This window comes from Arthrobacter sp. 10T416 (genome assembly GCF_056394165.1).
The window spans coordinates 100,153-116,572 of the sequence record NZ_JBFTHI010000002.1 but is presented as its reverse complement, the minus strand read 5'-3'; the positions used below and the strand labels follow the sequence as shown (position 1 = coordinate 116,572).

15 protein-coding genes are annotated in these 16,420 nt (G+C 68.0%); 11 read left to right on the top strand and 4 right to left on the bottom strand.

All coding sequences use genetic code 11. The features are described from left to right. Positions 1-11: 11 nt before the first annotated feature. Both AC1DBE_RS04455 and AC1DBE_RS04450 read left to right on the top strand, forming a co-directional pair. Positions 12-2,003 carry a DUF6541 family protein gene (locus tag AC1DBE_RS04455; protein ID WP_476969733.1) on the top strand — a complete coding sequence of 664 codons (1,992 nt, stop codon included), beginning with the start codon at positions 12-14 and terminating at the stop codon, positions 2,001-2,003. A 93-nt stretch (positions 2,004-2,096) separates the two neighbouring features. Beyond that, positions 2,097-3,161, top strand: a complete 1,065-nt coding sequence (locus tag AC1DBE_RS04450) for an ABC transporter substrate-binding protein (RefSeq protein ID WP_476969732.1) — start codon at positions 2,097-2,099, stop codon at positions 3,159-3,161. Between the two features lie 102 nt (positions 3,162-3,263). Here AC1DBE_RS04450 and AC1DBE_RS04445 read toward each other — a convergent pair whose 3' ends face one another. Beyond that, positions 3,264-5,333, bottom strand: coding sequence for a DUF6541 family protein (locus tag AC1DBE_RS04445; protein ID WP_476880573.1), 2,070 nt, complete (start codon positions 5,331-5,333; stop codon positions 3,264-3,266). Between the two features lie 171 nt (positions 5,334-5,504). On the opposite strand from AC1DBE_RS04445, the gene AC1DBE_RS04440 reads away from it, so the two are divergent. Genes AC1DBE_RS04440 through AC1DBE_RS04425 form a run of 4 tightly spaced genes read left to right on the top strand, consistent with a single transcriptional unit; the run spans position 5,505 to position 8,592 of the window. Next, positions 5,505-6,242 carry a glycosyltransferase family 2 protein gene (locus tag AC1DBE_RS04440; protein ID WP_476969731.1) on the top strand — a complete coding sequence of 246 codons (738 nt, stop codon included), beginning with the start codon at positions 5,505-5,507 and terminating at the stop codon, positions 6,240-6,242. A 3-nt stretch (positions 6,243-6,245) separates the two neighbouring features. After that, complete coding sequence (locus AC1DBE_RS04435; protein WP_476880544.1) at positions 6,246-6,659, top strand: DUF2304 domain-containing protein; 414 nt, start codon at positions 6,246-6,248, stop codon at positions 6,657-6,659. Further along, on the top strand, positions 6,659-7,555 hold the full coding sequence (locus AC1DBE_RS04430; protein WP_476880545.1) for a glycosyltransferase family 2 protein: 897 nt from the start codon (positions 6,659-6,661) through the stop codon (positions 7,553-7,555). Before AC1DBE_RS04435 ends, AC1DBE_RS04430 begins: the two co-directional genes overlap by 1 nt. 5 nt (positions 7,556-7,560) lie before the next feature. Further along, positions 7,561-8,592, top strand: a complete 1,032-nt coding sequence (locus AC1DBE_RS04425) for a hypothetical protein (protein ID WP_476903033.1) — start codon at positions 7,561-7,563, stop codon at positions 8,590-8,592. A 43-nt stretch (positions 8,593-8,635) separates the two neighbouring features. Here AC1DBE_RS04425 and AC1DBE_RS04420 read toward each other — a convergent pair whose 3' ends face one another. From AC1DBE_RS04420 to AC1DBE_RS04410, 3 genes are read right to left on the bottom strand one after another with little or no spacing between them, the layout of a single operon-like run. Continuing rightward, complete coding sequence (locus AC1DBE_RS04420; protein WP_476969730.1) at positions 8,636-9,430, bottom strand: SDR family oxidoreductase; 795 nt, start codon at positions 9,428-9,430, stop codon at positions 8,636-8,638. Continuing rightward, positions 9,427-10,227 (bottom strand): acylneuraminate cytidylyltransferase family protein, encoded by an 801-nt coding sequence (locus AC1DBE_RS04415; RefSeq protein ID WP_476969729.1) that lies wholly within the window; start codon positions 10,225-10,227, stop codon positions 9,427-9,429. Before AC1DBE_RS04415 ends, AC1DBE_RS04420 begins: the two co-directional genes overlap by 4 nt. A 55-nt stretch (positions 10,228-10,282) precedes the next feature. Continuing rightward, complete coding sequence (locus tag AC1DBE_RS04410) at positions 10,283-11,374, bottom strand: Gfo/Idh/MocA family protein (RefSeq protein WP_476969728.1); 1,092 nt, start codon at positions 11,372-11,374, stop codon at positions 10,283-10,285. 36 nt (positions 11,375-11,410) lie between these two features. Between AC1DBE_RS04410 and AC1DBE_RS04405 the strand changes: the two genes are divergently transcribed. From AC1DBE_RS04405 to AC1DBE_RS04385, 5 genes are read left to right on the top strand one after another with little or no spacing between them, the layout of a single operon-like run. After that, a complete protein-coding gene (locus tag AC1DBE_RS04405) occupies positions 11,411-12,133 on the top strand; it encodes an LbetaH domain-containing protein (protein WP_476878885.1) in 723 nt (240 codons plus the stop codon). Then, complete coding sequence (locus tag AC1DBE_RS04400; RefSeq protein WP_476903032.1) at positions 12,130-13,182, top strand: N-acetylneuraminate synthase family protein; 1,053 nt, start codon at positions 12,130-12,132, stop codon at positions 13,180-13,182. The genes AC1DBE_RS04405 and AC1DBE_RS04400 overlap by 4 nt, the downstream gene beginning before the upstream one ends. A gap of 1 nt (position 13,183) precedes the next feature. Then, complete coding sequence (gene neuC / locus AC1DBE_RS04395; RefSeq protein ID WP_476903031.1) at positions 13,184-14,344, top strand: UDP-N-acetylglucosamine 2-epimerase; 1,161 nt, start codon at positions 13,184-13,186, stop codon at positions 14,342-14,344. A 4-nt stretch (positions 14,345-14,348) separates the two neighbouring features. After that, the gene (locus AC1DBE_RS04390; RefSeq protein ID WP_476878888.1) at positions 14,349-15,404 is read left to right on the top strand and encodes a sugar phosphate nucleotidyltransferase; all 1,056 of its coding nucleotides are present in this window, start codon (positions 14,349-14,351) and stop codon (positions 15,402-15,404) included. Between the two features lie 5 nt (positions 15,405-15,409). Further along, on the top strand, positions 15,410-16,417 hold the full coding sequence (locus tag AC1DBE_RS04385; RefSeq protein WP_476878889.1) for an SDR family NAD(P)-dependent oxidoreductase: 1,008 nt from the start codon (positions 15,410-15,412) through the stop codon (positions 16,415-16,417). Positions 16,418-16,420: the final 3 nt, after the last annotated feature.

Genomic DNA, 16,420 nt, shown 5'->3' with positions numbered 1-16,420 from the left:
AGTCAGCACAGATGTCCTGGTTTGCCAGCCTGCCCGCGGTACTGACGGCGGTCCTGTTGCTGATCGTGCCGGGCCTGCTCCTGGGGCGTGCCCTCGGGCTCAAAGCCTTCGCCGTCGCCGCGCTCGCCCCGGTCCTGTCCATCGCGCTGGTGTCCGTCGCCGGGCTGCTCGCCCCGTTTATCAGGATCCCGTGGTCGCTCTGGCCGGTCGCTGGGCTGACCGCCGTCGGCGTCGTTGCGGCGCTGGGCGTACGGCGCCTCCTGCCGGCCCGGTGGCGCACGCTGCACACCGAGCGCCGCATCGACGGGCGTTTCTGGTGGGCCCTCGGCGGCGCCGCCCTCGGCGGGGTCATCATTTGCGCGCGGATGGTTGATGTCATCGGGGCGCCGGACCACATTTCGCAGACCTTTGACAACATCTTCCACCTCAACGCCATCCGCTACATCGAGGACACCGGCCAGGCGTCGTCCCTGACCCTGGGCGCCATGACGGGCGGAGCCTTTTACCCGGCCGGCTGGCACGCTTTCATTTCACTGATCGCGCAGACGACGACGGCGTCCGTCCCCGTAGCCGTCAACGCCGGCAACATCGCCATCGCCGCCGTCGCCTGGCCCCTGGGCTGCGTCTACCTCTGCCAGCAGGTGCTGGGCCAGGGCAGGGCCGCCTCGGTCATTGCCGGAATCCTGTCCGCCGGGTTCGGTGCGTTCCCGCTGCTGATGATCCACTTCGGCGTCCTGTACCCGAACCTTCTCTCGCTCTCACTGCTCCCGGGCCTGCTGGCGCTCGGCGTCCAGGCGCTGGGTCTGTCCACGGTTCCGGAGCTCCGGGGCCCGCTGCCCGTTGTGGTACTGGCACTCGGGGCTGCCGGCGTGGCGCAGGCCCACCCCAGCACCTTCCTGGCGTTCCTGGCGTTCCTGGCGCCCGCCGTCCTGTACGTGTACGTTGTCTCGGTCCGGGCCTGGCGCCGTGATTGGACCGCGAACAAGGTCCGGGCCGCGGTCTGGACACTGGTTCTCGTGGCCGGCACGGCAGCAGCCCTCGCCTTGTGGGTTGTGGCCCGGCCCTCCTTCGCCGCGGCGTTCTGGCCTCCGGTCCAATCCATCCCCAGGGCAGCCCTGCAGGTGGCGGGCAATGCGCCCCTGGGCACGTCGCCTGCCCTCCTGATCTCGGTGCTGGCCGTGGCCGGCGTCGTCCTGGCTGTGCGCAGGCAGCGCAGCTGGTGGCTGATCGGTGTCCTGCTGATCGCGGCATTGCTGTTCGTGGCTGTCTCCAGCTTCCCCGCCGGACGGCTTCGCTACTTCCTTTCGGGCACCTGGTACAGCGACAGCTACCGTCTGGCCGCCCTGCTGCCGGTGGCGGTCATTGTGCCGGCCGCCGTCGGGGCGACTGCCGCGTGGACCTGGCTCCGGTCACGGCTCGCCACGGCCCGCGCCGGTGGTTCGGCCGCCGACGGCGGTACTGCCCCCGCGGGGGCCCTGTTGTCCCGGAAGCCGGCGAGGGCCGCCTTCTCGGCCGCCGGCGCCGTCGTGCTGGTGGTCCTGACGCAGCTGGGCAGCGTTCCTGACATGGTCTCCGTGGCCCGCGGGAGCTACGCCCTGACGCAGGAGTCGCCGCTGTTGACTTCGGATGAGGCGGCCGTGCTGGCCGAACTGGACAAGTTCGTGCCGGCGGATGCGGTCATAGCCTCGAACCCCGGCAACGGCAGCGCCCTGGCCTACGCGCTGGCCGGCAGGCGCACCATGCAGCTGCACATTCTGACGAGCAACGAGAACCCCGACGACAAAATCATCCTGGCCCGGCTGCGCGATGCCCGAACGGACCCGGCTGTCTGCCCGGCCGTCTCCCGCCTGAAGATCGGCTATGTGCTGGACTTCGGCACCCAGGAAGTCAACAACGAACACCACCCCGCCCCGGGCCTCGCGGACCTCGACAAGGCCGGCGTGGCGACCGTGATCGACCAGCACGGCGGGGCGAAACTCCTGAAACTGACCGCATGCCGGTAGCCAGGCGGCCCGCCGCGCAGGCGGTAAACTCGGACCTGTCCATCGGGCCCGCACTCTTGTCTTGTTCACCACCGAAATACTGAGGATTCAACTATGGCCATGACGCCGCCGAACGGACCGACCACCGGCAAGGCGATCGGCCGGCGCGGATTCCTCGCCGCCCTGGTCGCACTGCCTCTGGCGCTGCCGGCGTGCAGCGCCAAAAAGGACGCCGCCGCCGTCGACGTCTCCGCCAGCGGCTTTCCGCTGAGCTTCACCAACAGCTACGGGACCACCAAAATCCCGGCACCGCCCAAGCGCGTTGTGGCGCTGGGCAGCGCGGACGCCGATACCTGTGCCGCGCTGGGACTGGCCCCCGTGGGGATCTCCGGCTCCGCCTCGTCGCCGTGGTTTACAGCCGCGATGCGCGACATCGATGGTGCCCCGCCGTTCCTCCTCAGCGACAAGGTCGCGATCCCGTTTGACGACATCCGCAACCTTGACCCGGACGTCATCCTGGCTGTCGGCGGCAGCGTCACCCGCGCGGATTACGCCAAACTGTCGGAGATCGCCCCCGTGGTGCTCGCCGAGTCCGCGGATTCGGGCCGGGACTGGCGCACCAAGTCCGCTCTCGTCGGCAAGGTGCTCGGCCGTGCGGACGCCGCAGCGGACCTGCAGGCCAAGACCGAGGGCGCCATCCGTGACGCCGTCCGTGACTACGCGGGCCTCAAGGGAACCACCGTCCTGTTCGCCGCAGCGTCCTCTGCTGATGGAGCCGACCTCCAGGTCTCCCCGGACAACACCGTGATGGTCAGTACCCTGAAGGACTTCGGCCTCGTGTCAGCGCCCTCGCTGGCCACAGTGGCCAAGGAAGGCCGCGCCTCCGGCGGCCAGGGCTCGCCCGTGTCCTACGTGTGGCCGCATGAACGGGCCAACGACCTCGCAGCGGACATTCTGGTTGTCTCTGTCAGCCAGGACGACATGGCCGACATCCGCGTCGGCGGTAAACTTCCGGCGGTGTCAACGGCCAAGCAGTCCTCCCTGTTCTACGCCAGCGGCATCGAGGACCAGGCCCTGCGGTCCGGGTCAGCGCTGGGCGTTGCCTGGGCCGGCCGGAACATCGTGCCGCAGCTGGCGAAGACGGCGTACTACGAGCGGCAGCAAAGCAAGGGTAAATAAGCGCAAAAACAAGAGCCAGGCGGGGACCAACGTCCCTGCCTGGCTCTTTTGTGTCCGTCCAGCAAACTGCCGGCGACCCGCCCTCAGGCCGGAGAACGCCGGCTATCCGCAGGCGGTCACCCGGAAGAGGCGGGCACTGCCCACGGCCTTGACGAGTTTCACGCCCGGTGCGGTGTTGTCCGTCAGGTCGCGGACACCAACGAGCGGCTCCGCGCGGGGAGTGATCTCGGTGTTCCCGAAGTCGAGCGCCCAGTAGGCCTTGAGTGACTTGACCGCCGGGCAGACGGCGCTGTTGTACGAGGCTTCATCCCAGTGGTCGAGGAGGAGCTGCTCTTCCGGGGTGCGGATGCCGAAGATGTGCGGGGCAAGGGCCCGGCGGCCGGAGAAGGCGTAGACCAGCGAGGCGCCGGTGCGGGGGTTGCCCACCACGACGTCTCCCGCGGGAACGATGCCCGCGACCTGCTTGAGCAGCGCAACCTCGTCGGTGGACAGCAGCGCCGCCGTCGGCGTCGTCGTAAAGATGGTGCTGATCCGGCTCTGCACCCCGGACAGCGTACCGCCCTGGGCGCCCAGGCCGAGAGCCAGCAGCACCACACAGCCCATCGCGATCCCGGACGACGCCGGCAGGCGGCCCGCCAGGCCCGACGCGACCCGGGGGAGTGCGGCCGGACGCTCCTTCGCCGTGGCGATCAGTGCCCCGGTCAGGGCGCGGGCCCGCCAGATCAGCCATTCAGCGCCGAGGACGACGACGGGAAGGGTCACCACGGGCAGGAGTGCGGCGAGCCGGAAGCTGTCCGTGTACCAGACCCCGGTGAGGAAGTTGCGGAAGAAGCCGTTGCTCCAGCTGGACACCACCAGGTAGAGCACGGCGCCGGCGGCATACATGCCCGCGACCCACCAGTAGCGGCGCAGCTGGCGGGCCACAACGTACAGTCCGATGATGGTCAGCACCAGCATGACCCAGGCTGTGGTGGTGCCCATCGGGGCGCTGCCGAGGATTTCACCGATGGCCCGCGCGTTGGTCTGGAACGGGGTCCAGCCGGCGGAGCTGAGGCTGGGGCGCGCCACCACCCAGACAGCGGTGGTACCCAGCACGTAGGCGGCCGTAAACGCCAGCCACAGCAGCGGCTGCCGCTTCGGGACGGAGCCGTCCCGCGCGGCGAGCCAGGACCGGATCAGGCGGCCGATGACCACCGGGGTGGCGAAGCCCAGCAGGGCCACCAGGGTGCTGGGGTGGGAGAGGGCGAGTCCGGGGACGGTGGCGGCGAGGGCCAGGACCGGTGCCAGCGGCGAACCCGGCGGGGTGCGGGACATTCCGAGGGCTTCGATGGCCAGTCCGAGGACTGCCGGCAGGAGGGCGATGGCGGCGTGGTTGGGGTACAGAACGCCGTAGCCCACCATCAGGTACGGGAATCCGCTGAAACCGGCGGAGAGGATGCCTGCGGCCAGCAGCGGCATCGGCCGGTAGCCCACGATGCGGCTGATCAGGAAGATACACGCCAGCGGCCAGACGACGGCGCCCGTCACGATGGTTCCCACGTTGACGACGGCCATCACTGAGGGGGCGCCGAGCATCAGCACCAGGGCCATGGAATCGTGCATGGCGGCCGGGTACAGGCCCTTCGAGGCGGCCGTGAGGTTGCCCAGGGTCAGCGTTGACCCGTTCTGGGTATCGGCGATGTAGCGGACAGCATTCAGGTGGTAGATGTTGTCGAAGGTCTCGGAGAAGCTGTCCGGCGACCCGAAACCGGCAATGTAGCGAAGGCTGATGATCGCTGCGGGGATAAGGACGGCAACAGGGATCGCCAGCCGCGCCAGCCAGATTCCGGTATCGGCGGGGGACAGCGCACCGTTGGCGCCCAGGAAGCCGGTGAACCGGGTCCCGGCCACCCCGGCGTCGGCCCGTGACCGGCGCCGGCGGAGGACCAGGCGCAGCACCGCCACCGCGGCGGCCGCGAACACGCTGACCGCGAAGTACGTCACCGGGTTAAAGGGCAGCTTCAGATACGGCAGGATGATCGCCGTCATGCCCGAAACGGACGCCGACACCGGGGCAGCCAACGCCAGCAGGTTCAACCGGCGAAGTCCGGCCGCTGCCAGGATCATCAAACCGGGAAGGAAGTAAACCAGCGCAGTCGCAGCCAGCGTAGGAAGAGTTTCCCACCAAGTCATTGAATCCAGTCTCCTAAGTTTCAGAGCCAACCCTACAAGTATGCGGACGGCGTCACGAATCCTGCGGAGGGCGCCCGGGCCGGAGGCCGGCGCCTGCAAAAGGGCGGCAGCCGCTCGTTGCTATACTTTCAAACCATGGGTAACTCACAGCGTTCCGGCGTTTTAATTGTCATGCCGGCTTGGAACGAGGCCGAGGCCATCGGCAATACCATCCGCAAAGTCCTTGCTGTAGTCCCCCAGCACTCTGTTCTCGTGGTCGACGACGGTTCGAAGGACGACACTCCGAGGATTGCCCGGGAAGCCGGCGCCACGGTCCTGCGCCTGCCCTTTAACCTTGGCGTGGGCGGGGCCATGCGGGCGGGATTCAAATACGCCCTCCGCAACGGTTACACCTCGGTCATCCAGGTGGACGCGGACGGCCAGCACGATCCTCACGACATCGACCGTGTCCTGGCAGGCCTCGAGCACGCGGACATCTCGATCGGTGCCCGTTTCGCCGGCAAAGGCAACTACGGGGCCAAGGGTCCCCGCCGCTGGGCCATGTTCTTCCTGGCCAAGGTGATCTCGGCCGTAGCAGGAACCCAGCTGACGGACGTCACCTCGGGGTTCCGCGCCGCCAACGAGACCGCGCTCCGGCAGTACGTCTCGCATTTCCCGGCCGAATACCTCGGCGACACCATCGACTCGCTCGTGGTGGCCGTCAAGTCCGGCTGCCGGGTCACGCAGGTGCCCGTCGAAATGAAGGAGCGCCAGGCCGGTACCCCCAGCCAGGGCCCCATCAAAGCATCTATTTATCTTGCGCGCTCAGGCCTGGTCCTGTGCTTCGCGCTGGCCCGCCGCCGGACTCCGCGCGCGGCCGAACTGCATGCGCCGCTGTCCGGCGACATTGCCGGAGAGGGAAGTGCCTAAGGCATGAACGTTGCAGGTTCCTTGATTCTGTCCATCGTGATGGTGGCCGTCGTCCTCATCATGCTCCGCAACGGCAGGTTGCGGGAGAAGTACGCCATCCTGTGGCTGGTCATCGGCACGCTGACGATCATCCTGGGCATCTTCCCCCGCCTGCTCAACTGGGCGGCCTCGGTGGTCGGCGTCGTCGTTCCGTCCAACCTGTTGTTCGCCCTGGCGATCCTGCTGCTCGTGGGCGTCAGCCTCCACGTGTCGCGCGAACTGACCATTCTTGAAGATGAGACCCGAATTCTTGCCGAGGAAGTCGCCATTCTGCGGTCCTCCGTGGAACGACTCCAGCGGGAATCCCAACCAATCCAGCCGACGGCAGGCGAGGCCGCGACGGCTTCCGCCGTGCCGCCAACCGAGAGAAGAAAATAGTGACTATTGACGTAATGTTCCCGTACTACGGCGACGTGGCCATGATGAAGGCTGCCGTTTCCTCCGTACTCGCACAGGACGACAAGGACTTCCGGTTCACGATTGTCGACGACGGGTACCCCGACGACACCCTGCCGGACTACTTCGCCGGTCTGGTAGCCACCGACGACCGCATCCGGTACTACCGCAACGAAGCCAACCTCGGGGCCAACGGCAACTACAAGAAATGCGTCGGCCTGGTCGAACACGACATCGTGGTCATCATGGGCGCCGATGACCTGATGCTGCCGAACTACCTCAGCACGGTCCGCAAGGCCTTCCAGGACCCCAGCGTCAGCATTGTCCAGCCCGGAGTCGAGGTCATCGACGAAAACGGCGCCGTGTACCAGCCCTTGGGTGACTCGGTGAAGCAGTTCCTCCGCCACAAGCTGGTCGGAAAGACGTCCGAAGCGATTGTCGCCGGCGAAGCCATCGCCGAGAGCCTGATGGTGGGTGACTGGCTGTACTTCCCGTCGGTTGCCTGGCGCGCCGAGGCCATCAAGAAGCACGACTTCCGTCCCCAGTACGACGTCGTCCAGGACCTCGCGCTGGCCGTCGACATCATCCTCAGCGGCGGCAAGATGGCCGTTGTGGACACCGTCTGCTTCCAGTACCGCCGCCACCGCGAATCGGACTCCTCGGTCCGTGCCCTGGATGGCCGCCGGTTCGCCGAGGAGCGTGCCTTCTTTGACGAGTGCGTCCGTGACTTCGGCGCCAAGGGATGGACCTCGGCAGCCCGCGCCGCGCGCTGGCACCTGACGTCCCGCCTGAACGCCGTTTCGCTGACCCCCAAGGTGGTCTCGAAGAAGATGTGGCCGGGCCTGCGCAAGCTCGTCACGCACGCCGTACGGCCCTGACCGCTATGGACATCCAGAACCACTACTACGGCCACTCTGCCGTTTTCGCCCTGTACTGCGGCTCCCGCAGGCTCCGCCACGTCTCCGGCCTCATCCAGCACGGCTGGACGGTCAGCAGCCCGGTAACGGCCCAGTTCGGCGATTTCGCCAGCTGGGGCCCGGCCCGGCGCCGGCTCTCCTGGACCAGCTCCTCCCGGGGCTGGAGCCCGGAAGATGCCGGCAACTTCTTCAGCGACGGCACCCCCATGCTGGACGCCATCGGCGCGCCGTACCTCTACCTTCTCGACGCTGCCCGCGCCGAGGGCGCCGTTCCGGAGCGGTCCGACCGTACCCTGGTGCTCCCGCTCCACGGGACGGCGCTGCTCAAGGTGGACGGTGACCACGGCGCGTACGCGCGGATGGTCCGGGAGAAAGAGGGCCCGGCCACGGTGTGCCTCCACATCGATGACCTGCACAACGCCGAGATCCTGGACGCCTGGCGCTCGGCCGGCCACGACGTGGTCAGTGCCGGGGACCGCCGCGACCCGCAGTTCATCGGCCGCATCCTGTGGATGATGTCCGTGGCTAAGCGGGTGGTTTCCAACCGGTTGTCGACGTCCATCATGTACGCCGCCGTCAGCGGGGCCGACGTCGCCATTTACGGGCCGGATTTCCGGCTGGGCGCCAACGCCGCCGCGGATCCGGGCCTGGTCATGCGGGACCTGTGGCCGGAATTCTATGAAGAATCAACGCCCCAGCACGTCCTGACGTCAATTGCCGAGGCCGAGCTGGGCCGCGGCGACATGCGCGCCCCGCACGACCTGTCGCGGCTGCTCGGCTGGGACACCCACACCGTGGTCCCGTTCCTGGAGTACTGGGCCAGCGGCCCGCTGACCAAGGCCCAGACCGTCCTGGGCCTGAAGAAGGTCCCCGAGGGCGCGCACGCCACCGAAAAGGGCCTCTCACCGTGGCACTGGATCAAGCATCCGCTGCAGCACCTGCCCTCGCCGCTGCCGAAGCTGCCGGCGATGGCGGCTGTGGAGCCCCTGCGGCCCTAGAGCCCGGGAGACACCGACGCCGCGCGGCGGCTGGACGGCCTGGTTACCAGGCGCTCCAGCCGCCGTCGACGGCGATGGTCTGGCCCGTGACATAGCGTGAAGCGTCCGACGCCAGCCACGCTACGACGCCGCGGAAATCGTCCTCGGTAGCCATCCGGCCCAGCGGCGTGAGCTTCTCGTAGCGCTCCGTGAAGGCGCTGTCCTGTCCGCGGGCGATGCCCCCGGGGGCGAACGCGTTGACCCTGATGCGGGGCGCCAGCACGGTGGAGAGGTAACGCGTCAACTGGACGATGCCACCCTTGGTCGCACCATAGGCGGCCGGGTTGCCCATCCGGGTTCCCTCGTAGAGGCCCATGTTCGGGGCGACAATGCCGTAGATCGAGGACACATTGACGATCGAGGCCCCCTCGCTCTCGGCCAGCTTCGGCGCCAGCCTCCGCGCGAGGGAAAACGGCGCCCGCAGGTTCAGGGAGGACGCGAGCTCGAACGCCTCATCGGTTTGCTCGTCGAACGGCACCGCGTAGCCCGGGACGCCGGAGGTTCCGGTGAACGCGGCATTGTTCACCAGGATGTCCAGCGGACCCTCGATGGCCTCGACCAGTTTGCGGGTGCCGTCGGTTTCCAGCAGGTTCGAGGCGATCCCGCGGGCTGCCACCCCGTGGCGGTCCTGCAGGCCGGCGGCAACGTCCTTGCAGGCCTGTTCTTTGATGTCGGAGATGATGATGTCTGCGCCCTGTGCGGCCAGGGCATCAGCCAGGACACTTCCCAGCGGCCCGGCGCCGCCGGTTACCAGGGCGGTCCGGCCGGCCAGGGAAAAGAGGTTCTGCGGGCTGCTCATACGGTGGGGTCCTGTTCCAGGGATGCACGGGAGGAAGTGTCGGCCCCGTTGTAGCCGGGGAGCGGGGCCAGTCCGGCCGAGACCACGGCTTCGACCAGCAGGAACTCGTTCTCGTCGTCGATGCTGAACGCGTGCGTCTCCGGAATCTCGGCGTAACCGTGGCGGCCCTCGTCGAACCAGCTCTTCTCGAGCCGGCGGATGAATTCGGCCCGCCACACGTAGAAGCTGCCGTTGATACGCAGGAACCGGGACACATCCTGGCGCCGCACCACGCCGGTGCCTTCGGCGAAGTAGCGCTGCAGTTCGATACCGCCGTCGTGCTGCGGTTTGACGCCCACCCAGGTGGGGTTGAAGAAGGGTTCGGACACGGCCACGACGCCGTCCAGCTCGCTGCTGCTGCTCAGGGTCCCGATGGCCTCGTTGACGCTCTCGGGCGTACGGGTGGGGCTGGTGGGGTCCAGCAACAGGACCATGTCATACGTGGTGCCGTCGAGGGCCTCCATGGTCTCGAGGGCGTGCCGGAGGACCACGCTCATCGGCGCGGTGTCGCTGGCGAGGTCGGCAGGGCGGAGGAAGGGGACCTCGGCGCCGGCGACGCGGGCGGCGTCGGCAATTTCCTGGTCATCCGTGGACACGATGCACCGGACATTCTCACCCAGCAGCGCCGCGAGCGCCACACTGTGGGCCAGCAGGGGTTTGCCCATCAGCGGCCGGATGTTCTTGCCGGGCAGTCCCTTGGAGCCTCCCCGGGCGGGAATGACTGCAAGGACCCGGGGCGCTGACGCTATTTCGTTCATTGTTATTTCTCAACCTCGTCGTGTGATCGCAATGGTTCTGGGCCGGATTGCGGTATCACCACAGTACCTTTTCAGTTCCGCCGGCCGCCGAGGCCAGCCTGGCCGCGTCGCAGATCGCCACTGCCAGCAGGCCTTCGCCCAGCCCGGCGGGCGAGAACAGTTCCATGGAGCGTCCCTGCACGGTGCCGGCCCGTTCCAGCACGGCCAGTGACTGGCGGGCCAGCACGACGTCGACGTCGGCATCCTCCGGGAAGACGGCGCTGACCGGCCCGGCGGGACCCTGGTCTGCGGAGGCGGCCCAGTCCAGGGTCACCTCGTTCCGGACGACGTCCCACACGAGGGCACCCTGGTCGGTGGTGATCCGGATGCTGCGTGTCTTGACCGGCGTCACATAGTCGAGCCGCAGGTGCACGCAGGGTCCGTCGCCCCACAGCATGTCGGCCGACTCCTCGGCTTCGATGCCGAGAATTCCCTCACCGAGGGTGGCCTTGACCGAGGCCGGGGCGCCGAGGAGCAGGGCGGGGTAGTCGATGTCGTGGACCAGGTCGCGCAGGACGCCGCCGTCGTCCTTCCGGGCCGAATAGCTGCTCCGGAAGTCCCGGCCGGGCCGCCAGTCCGGCAGCCACGACTGGGAGAGCACCTGGGCGCTGGTCACACGGCCAAGGCGCGGCAGGACCTCCGCCGCCAGCGCCAGGCCCTGGTGGAAACGCAGGGGTGCGCTGACTGTGATGGTGTTGGCCCGGGGATGGTCCCGCAGGACGCGGGCCTCCTCGGCGGACGGGGCCACGGGCTTTTCCAGCAGGATGGAGGCGGGGGAGCGCTCCAGCGCCTCAATGGTGTCGGCGACGTGCCGGTTGGTGTCGGTGGCGATGATGACCAGGTCCAGGGGTTCCTCCGGGTAGCCCCGCACCAGCTGCACGGAGTCCGGGTAATCCGCGTTGCGGGCCGCCCCGGGCGTTGCCGGCCGTACGGGCCACGCAAAAAGTTCCTGGACCCCCAGACGGTGCAGCACCCGCAGGTGCCTGGCCCCGATGGAACCGGTTCCGCGGACCAGGGCGCGCAGGGGACGGTCCGCCGCGGTCAGTGCGGCAGGCGTCGGGACGCTCGCCATCACCTTAGAATCGTCCAAGTATGATGAAAAGGTCATCTGGCAACTCTATTCTCAAAGGCGCTGCGACTATAAATGGATGGGCAATTCCCGAAGGAAACGGCATGGCTCATCATCGGCGCCTCAGGCCATGGACGGAGCCTGGCCTCCATCATCCGGGGACGCGGCGAGCGGGTAGCCGCCCTCAGTGACCGCGCCTTCGGGGCCCCGGACGCCGCCGGCGCCGCGCCAGGGCCGGGCCTCGCCGCCTTCACCGGCCGCGACGGCGCAGCGCCTGCCTGTTTCGCGGACGACGGTGAAGCGCTCGAGTACGCGGCGCGGGAGTCCTTGGCGATCGCGATCGGGATAGGCGAGAACGCAATCCGGTCCAAAATCGCCGACGCCATCCTTGCCGAGCCGCGGTTTGCGGCGCTGGCCGTACCGCTGGTCGCCGGCAGCGCCACCGTGGACAGAACCGCCGTCCTGGGCGCCCTCAGCCAGGTCTGCGAGCACGCCCACGTTGGCCCGCTGGCCCGCGTCGGCGACGCCGCCGTGATCAACACGAGTGCCGTCGTCGAGCACGAGGCCGTCGTCGGGGCCGGTTCGCACATCGCCCCGGGAGCGGTCCTCCTGGGGGCTGCCGTCACCGGAACCCAGGTGTTCGTGGGCTCGGGAGGCCGCATCCTGCCGGGCATCGCCGTCGGTGATTTCGCGGTCCTGGGGGCCGGGGCCGTGGCGACCCGGCCGCTGGCCGGTATGACAACATATGTGGGAGTGCCCGCACAGCCACTTGTATCTACGAAAGGTCCAGCCAATTGACTCATGACCCGATTTCCACTTCCGTAACTTTTGGCAGCCACCGCATCGGCCCTTCCGAAGAAATCTTCATCATCGCCGAGGCCGGCGTAAACCACGACGGCGACGTGGCCGTGGCCCACGAACTCATCGACCTGGCTGCCGACACGGGTGCGAACGCGGTCAAGTTCCAGACCTTCAAGCCCGAGGCCCTGGTCACCGGGTCGGCGGACACCACCCCGTACCAGAAGGCTGCAGGTTTCTCGGAATCACAGTCCGAAATGCTGAACCGACTCACCCTGCCGGAGTCCGCGTGGGCGGAACTGCGGGACCACAGCAGCGAGCGCGGCATCACGTTCCTCTCGACGCCCTTCGACTACGACAGCGCCCTGATGCTCGCCGAACTGGGCGTCCCCGGGCTAAAGATCGGCTCCGGAGAGCTCACCAATACCCCGTACCTCGCCGCGATCGCCGAGTTCGGCATCCCGATGATTGTCTCCACCGGCATGGGCACCCGCGAGGAAATCGCCGCCGCCCTCGAAGCGACGGCCAAGGCCCCGGCCACGGTGCTGCTGCACTGCGTCTCCGCCTACCCGGCCCCGCTGGAAGAAGCCAACCTTCGGGCTATCCCGGCGCTGCGCCAGGAATTCGGCGTCGAGGTCGGCTGGTCGGACCACACCCCGGGGTCGGTGACGGCTATTGCCGCCACGGCGCTCGGCTCCACCTTGCTGGAAAAGCACATCACCACCGACAAGACCCGGAACGGCCCGGATCACGCCGCGTCCCTCGAGCGGGCTGAGTTCGCCGACTACGTGCGCTTCGTCCGCGAGGCGCACCTGGCCCTGGGCGACGGCAACAAGCGCCGGATGCCCAGCGAGGAAGCCAACGCCGCCCTGGTGCGCCGTTCCTTCCACGCTGTCCGCGATATCCCCGCGGGGGCTGTCATCACGGCCGACGACGTCGCGATCCTGCGCCCCGAAGGCGGCCTGTCTCCGGCTGCCCTGGTGGTCGGCCAGCAGGCGGCGCGCGCCGTGGCTGCAGGCTCCGCCGTGACGGCTGCGGACCTCTCCTGAGATGAAGGTTCTTGCTTTCGCCGGAACCCGGGCGGATCTTTTTCCGCTGGGCCCGGTGCTGGTAGCCCTGGCTGCCGATAGCGCTGTAGGCCTGCACGTGGCAACTGCCATCGGGTTCCCCGACGGCACGGCGCTGGACCGGCTCACCGAAGCGGGGCTGGCGCCGGAGTCGTTCGAGCACCACGAACTGGGGCTGTACCTGGCGGACCCGTCCGCCGAACGCCAGGCGCTGACCGGTGCCGCGCTGTCCGCGGGCATGGCGGAGCTGCTCGCCGCGGTGCGTCCGGACGCGTTTGTGGTCCTGGGGGACCGGTGGGAACTGCTCTACGTCCTGCCGCCCGTGGTGATCAACGGCATCCGGCTCATCCACCTGCACGGCGGCGAGGTCACCGAAGGGGCCCTCGACGAGCGGGTCCGGCACGCGGTGACCAAACTGGCTGACCAGCATTGCGTCAGTACCGCCCAGGCGGCCCGGCGGGTCGCCCAACTGGGTGAGTCCGCCGAGCGGATCCACCAGACCGGGGCGCCCGGGCTGGACCGCTTCGCCCACCCCGTTCCACTGAGCGAGGAAGAATTCGAGGCCGAGTTCGGGGTCCCGCTCGTTCAGCCGCTGGTGATGGCCACCTACCATCCCCCCACCGCGGAGATGGCCACCAACGCCGGCGAGCTGGCCCGCACCGTCTTCGACGAAACGCTCAGCCAGGCGGGCACTGCGATCCTGACCTACCCCGGGTTCGACGCCGGCCGGGAAGACATCATTGCCGTCCTCGGGGAGATCCGGGACCGCAACCTTCCGGGTGTGATCATCCGCGAAAGCCTTGGCCCGCTCTACCCCCGCGTCATGGCCACGGTGCGGGCGCTGGTGGGGAATTCCTCCTCGGGAATCCTCGAAGCGGCGTCCTTCCACGTGCCCGTGGTGAACGTCGGCGACCGGCAGCGCGGGCGCGAGTACGGGGCCAACGTACTGCAGTGCCGGGATGATCGAAACGAGATCCACGCTAGTATTGAGAAGGCTTTGAGCGCGCAGTTCCACCTGATGTGCCGTAGCGTGGTCAACCCGTACGGGGATTCCCACTCCGCCGAGCCAATCGAACGCGTGATTGTGGGGAGCCCTGCCACGGGCCTGACCAAGGCTTTTGTTGACTTACCGCTGGAGAGTTGAATCTATGACCATTGAGGGACCGTTGAGTAACGTCTGCGTCGGCCCGGGCGCCACCGTGCGCCAGGCGCTGGAAGCAATCGACCGCGGCGCTTCTGCCATCGCGCTGGTCACCGACGACGGCCTCCTTCGCGGTGTTATCACGGACGGGGACATCCGCCGCGGCCTGCTCAGCGGCGCCCAGCTCGATTCCCCGGCACTGACCTTCGCCAACGTGGAACCGCACGTGGTCCGGCCCGAAGCCACCCGCGCCTCGGTGCTGGACCTGATGCGCAGCCTGCGGATCAGCGAGGTGCCGGTCGTGGACGCAGCGGGAACGCTCGTCGGGCTGCACACCCTGAACGACATCGTTGGGCGCAAGCCGCTCAGCAACATCGCCGTGATCATGGCCGGCGGCAAGGGCACCCGGCTCGGTGCCCTGACCAAGGACACCCCGAAGCCGCTGATGACCGTCGCGGACCGCACCATCATCGAGTGGATCATCCTCGGCCTGGTCGAGTCCGGCATCACCAACATCTACGTGTCCGTCGCGTACTTGGCGGAGAAGATCAAAGACCACCTCGGCGACGGCTCCCAGCTTGGCTGCAAAATCAGCTACCTCTACGAGGACCCGGCGACTCCATTGAACACCGCAGGCGCCCTCGGACTGCTCCACCACGAGGTCCCGGATATCTCCGAGCCGGTCATCGTGACCAACGCCGACCTGATGGTCCGGTACTCCGCGGCGGACCTGCTGGCCTTCCACTCCTCCAAGGACGCGGCTGTCACCGTCGCGGCCCGCCCCTACACCCACCAGGTTCCCTTCGGGGTGCTGGAAATCGGCGAGGGACGGTCTATCAGTGCCGTGGTGGAAAAGCCGACCATCGAATTCGAAATCAGCACCGGCATTTACGCCGTCTCCCCGGAGGCCCTGGCGATGGTGCCCTACATGAAACCGTTCTCCATGCCCGACCTCGTCAAGGCATGCATCGACGACACCAAAAACGTGGCCGCATGGCCCATTGAGTCCGACTGGATTGATGTCGGAACCCCCAAAGACCTAGCAACAGCGAAAGGCCAGTGATAGCCGTGAACTACCAGGACATTAAAGGCAAGACAGTGGTCGTTACCGGCGCCGATGGCTTCATCGGCAGCCACGTCACCCAGCGCCTCATCGCCGAGGGAGCKAACGTCCGCGCCCTCTGCGTCTACAACTCCAACGGCTCCTACGGCTGGCTGGATGACCTGAGCCCGGCCGAGCGCGACGCCGTCGACCTCCAGCTCGGCGACATCCGTGACGCCGAGTTCGTCTCCGACCTGGTCAAGGGCTCCGACGTCGTCCTCCACCTCGCCGCCCTGATCGCCATCCCGTACTCCTACCAGGCGCCCCGCTCCTACGTGGAGACGAACGTCGTCGGAACCCTGAACGTCCTCGAGGGCGTCCGCCGGCACGGCGTCGGCCGCCTGGTCAACACCTCCACGTCCGAGGTCTACGGCACCCCCAAGACCGTGCCGATCACCATCGAGAACGAACTCCGCGGCCAGTCGCCGTACAGCGCCACGAAGATCGCCGCCGACAAGCTGTGCGAGGCCTGGGCCAGCTCCTTCGAGACGCCGGTGATGGTCCTGCGCCCGTTCAACACCTACGGACCCCGCCAGTCGGCCCGCGCCGTCATCCCCACCGTGCTCCAGCAGATGGTCGGCGGCGCCGAAAAGATTCACCTCGGCTCGCTGACCCCGCGCCGCGACTTCACGTTCGTTACCGACACCGCGGACGGCTTCTTCAAGGCCGCGACGGCGGACATCCCGCTGCAGGGCCAGGTCATCCAGCTCGGCACCGGCCACGACGTCACCATCGGTGAACTCGTGGAAATGTCCGCCAAGGTCACCGGCTCGACGGCGGAAATCATCACCCAGGACGAGCGCGTCCGTCCCGAGGCCAGCGAAGTCATGCGCCTGCTCTCGGACCCGTCGCAGGCTCTCGCCGAACTCGGCTGGGCTCCCCAGGTCAGCCTCGAGGAAGGCCTCCGCCAGACCGCCGAGTGGATCCAGGCCCGCGGCGTTGACGCGTCCGCAGCCGCGAAGTACGCCCGCTAAACA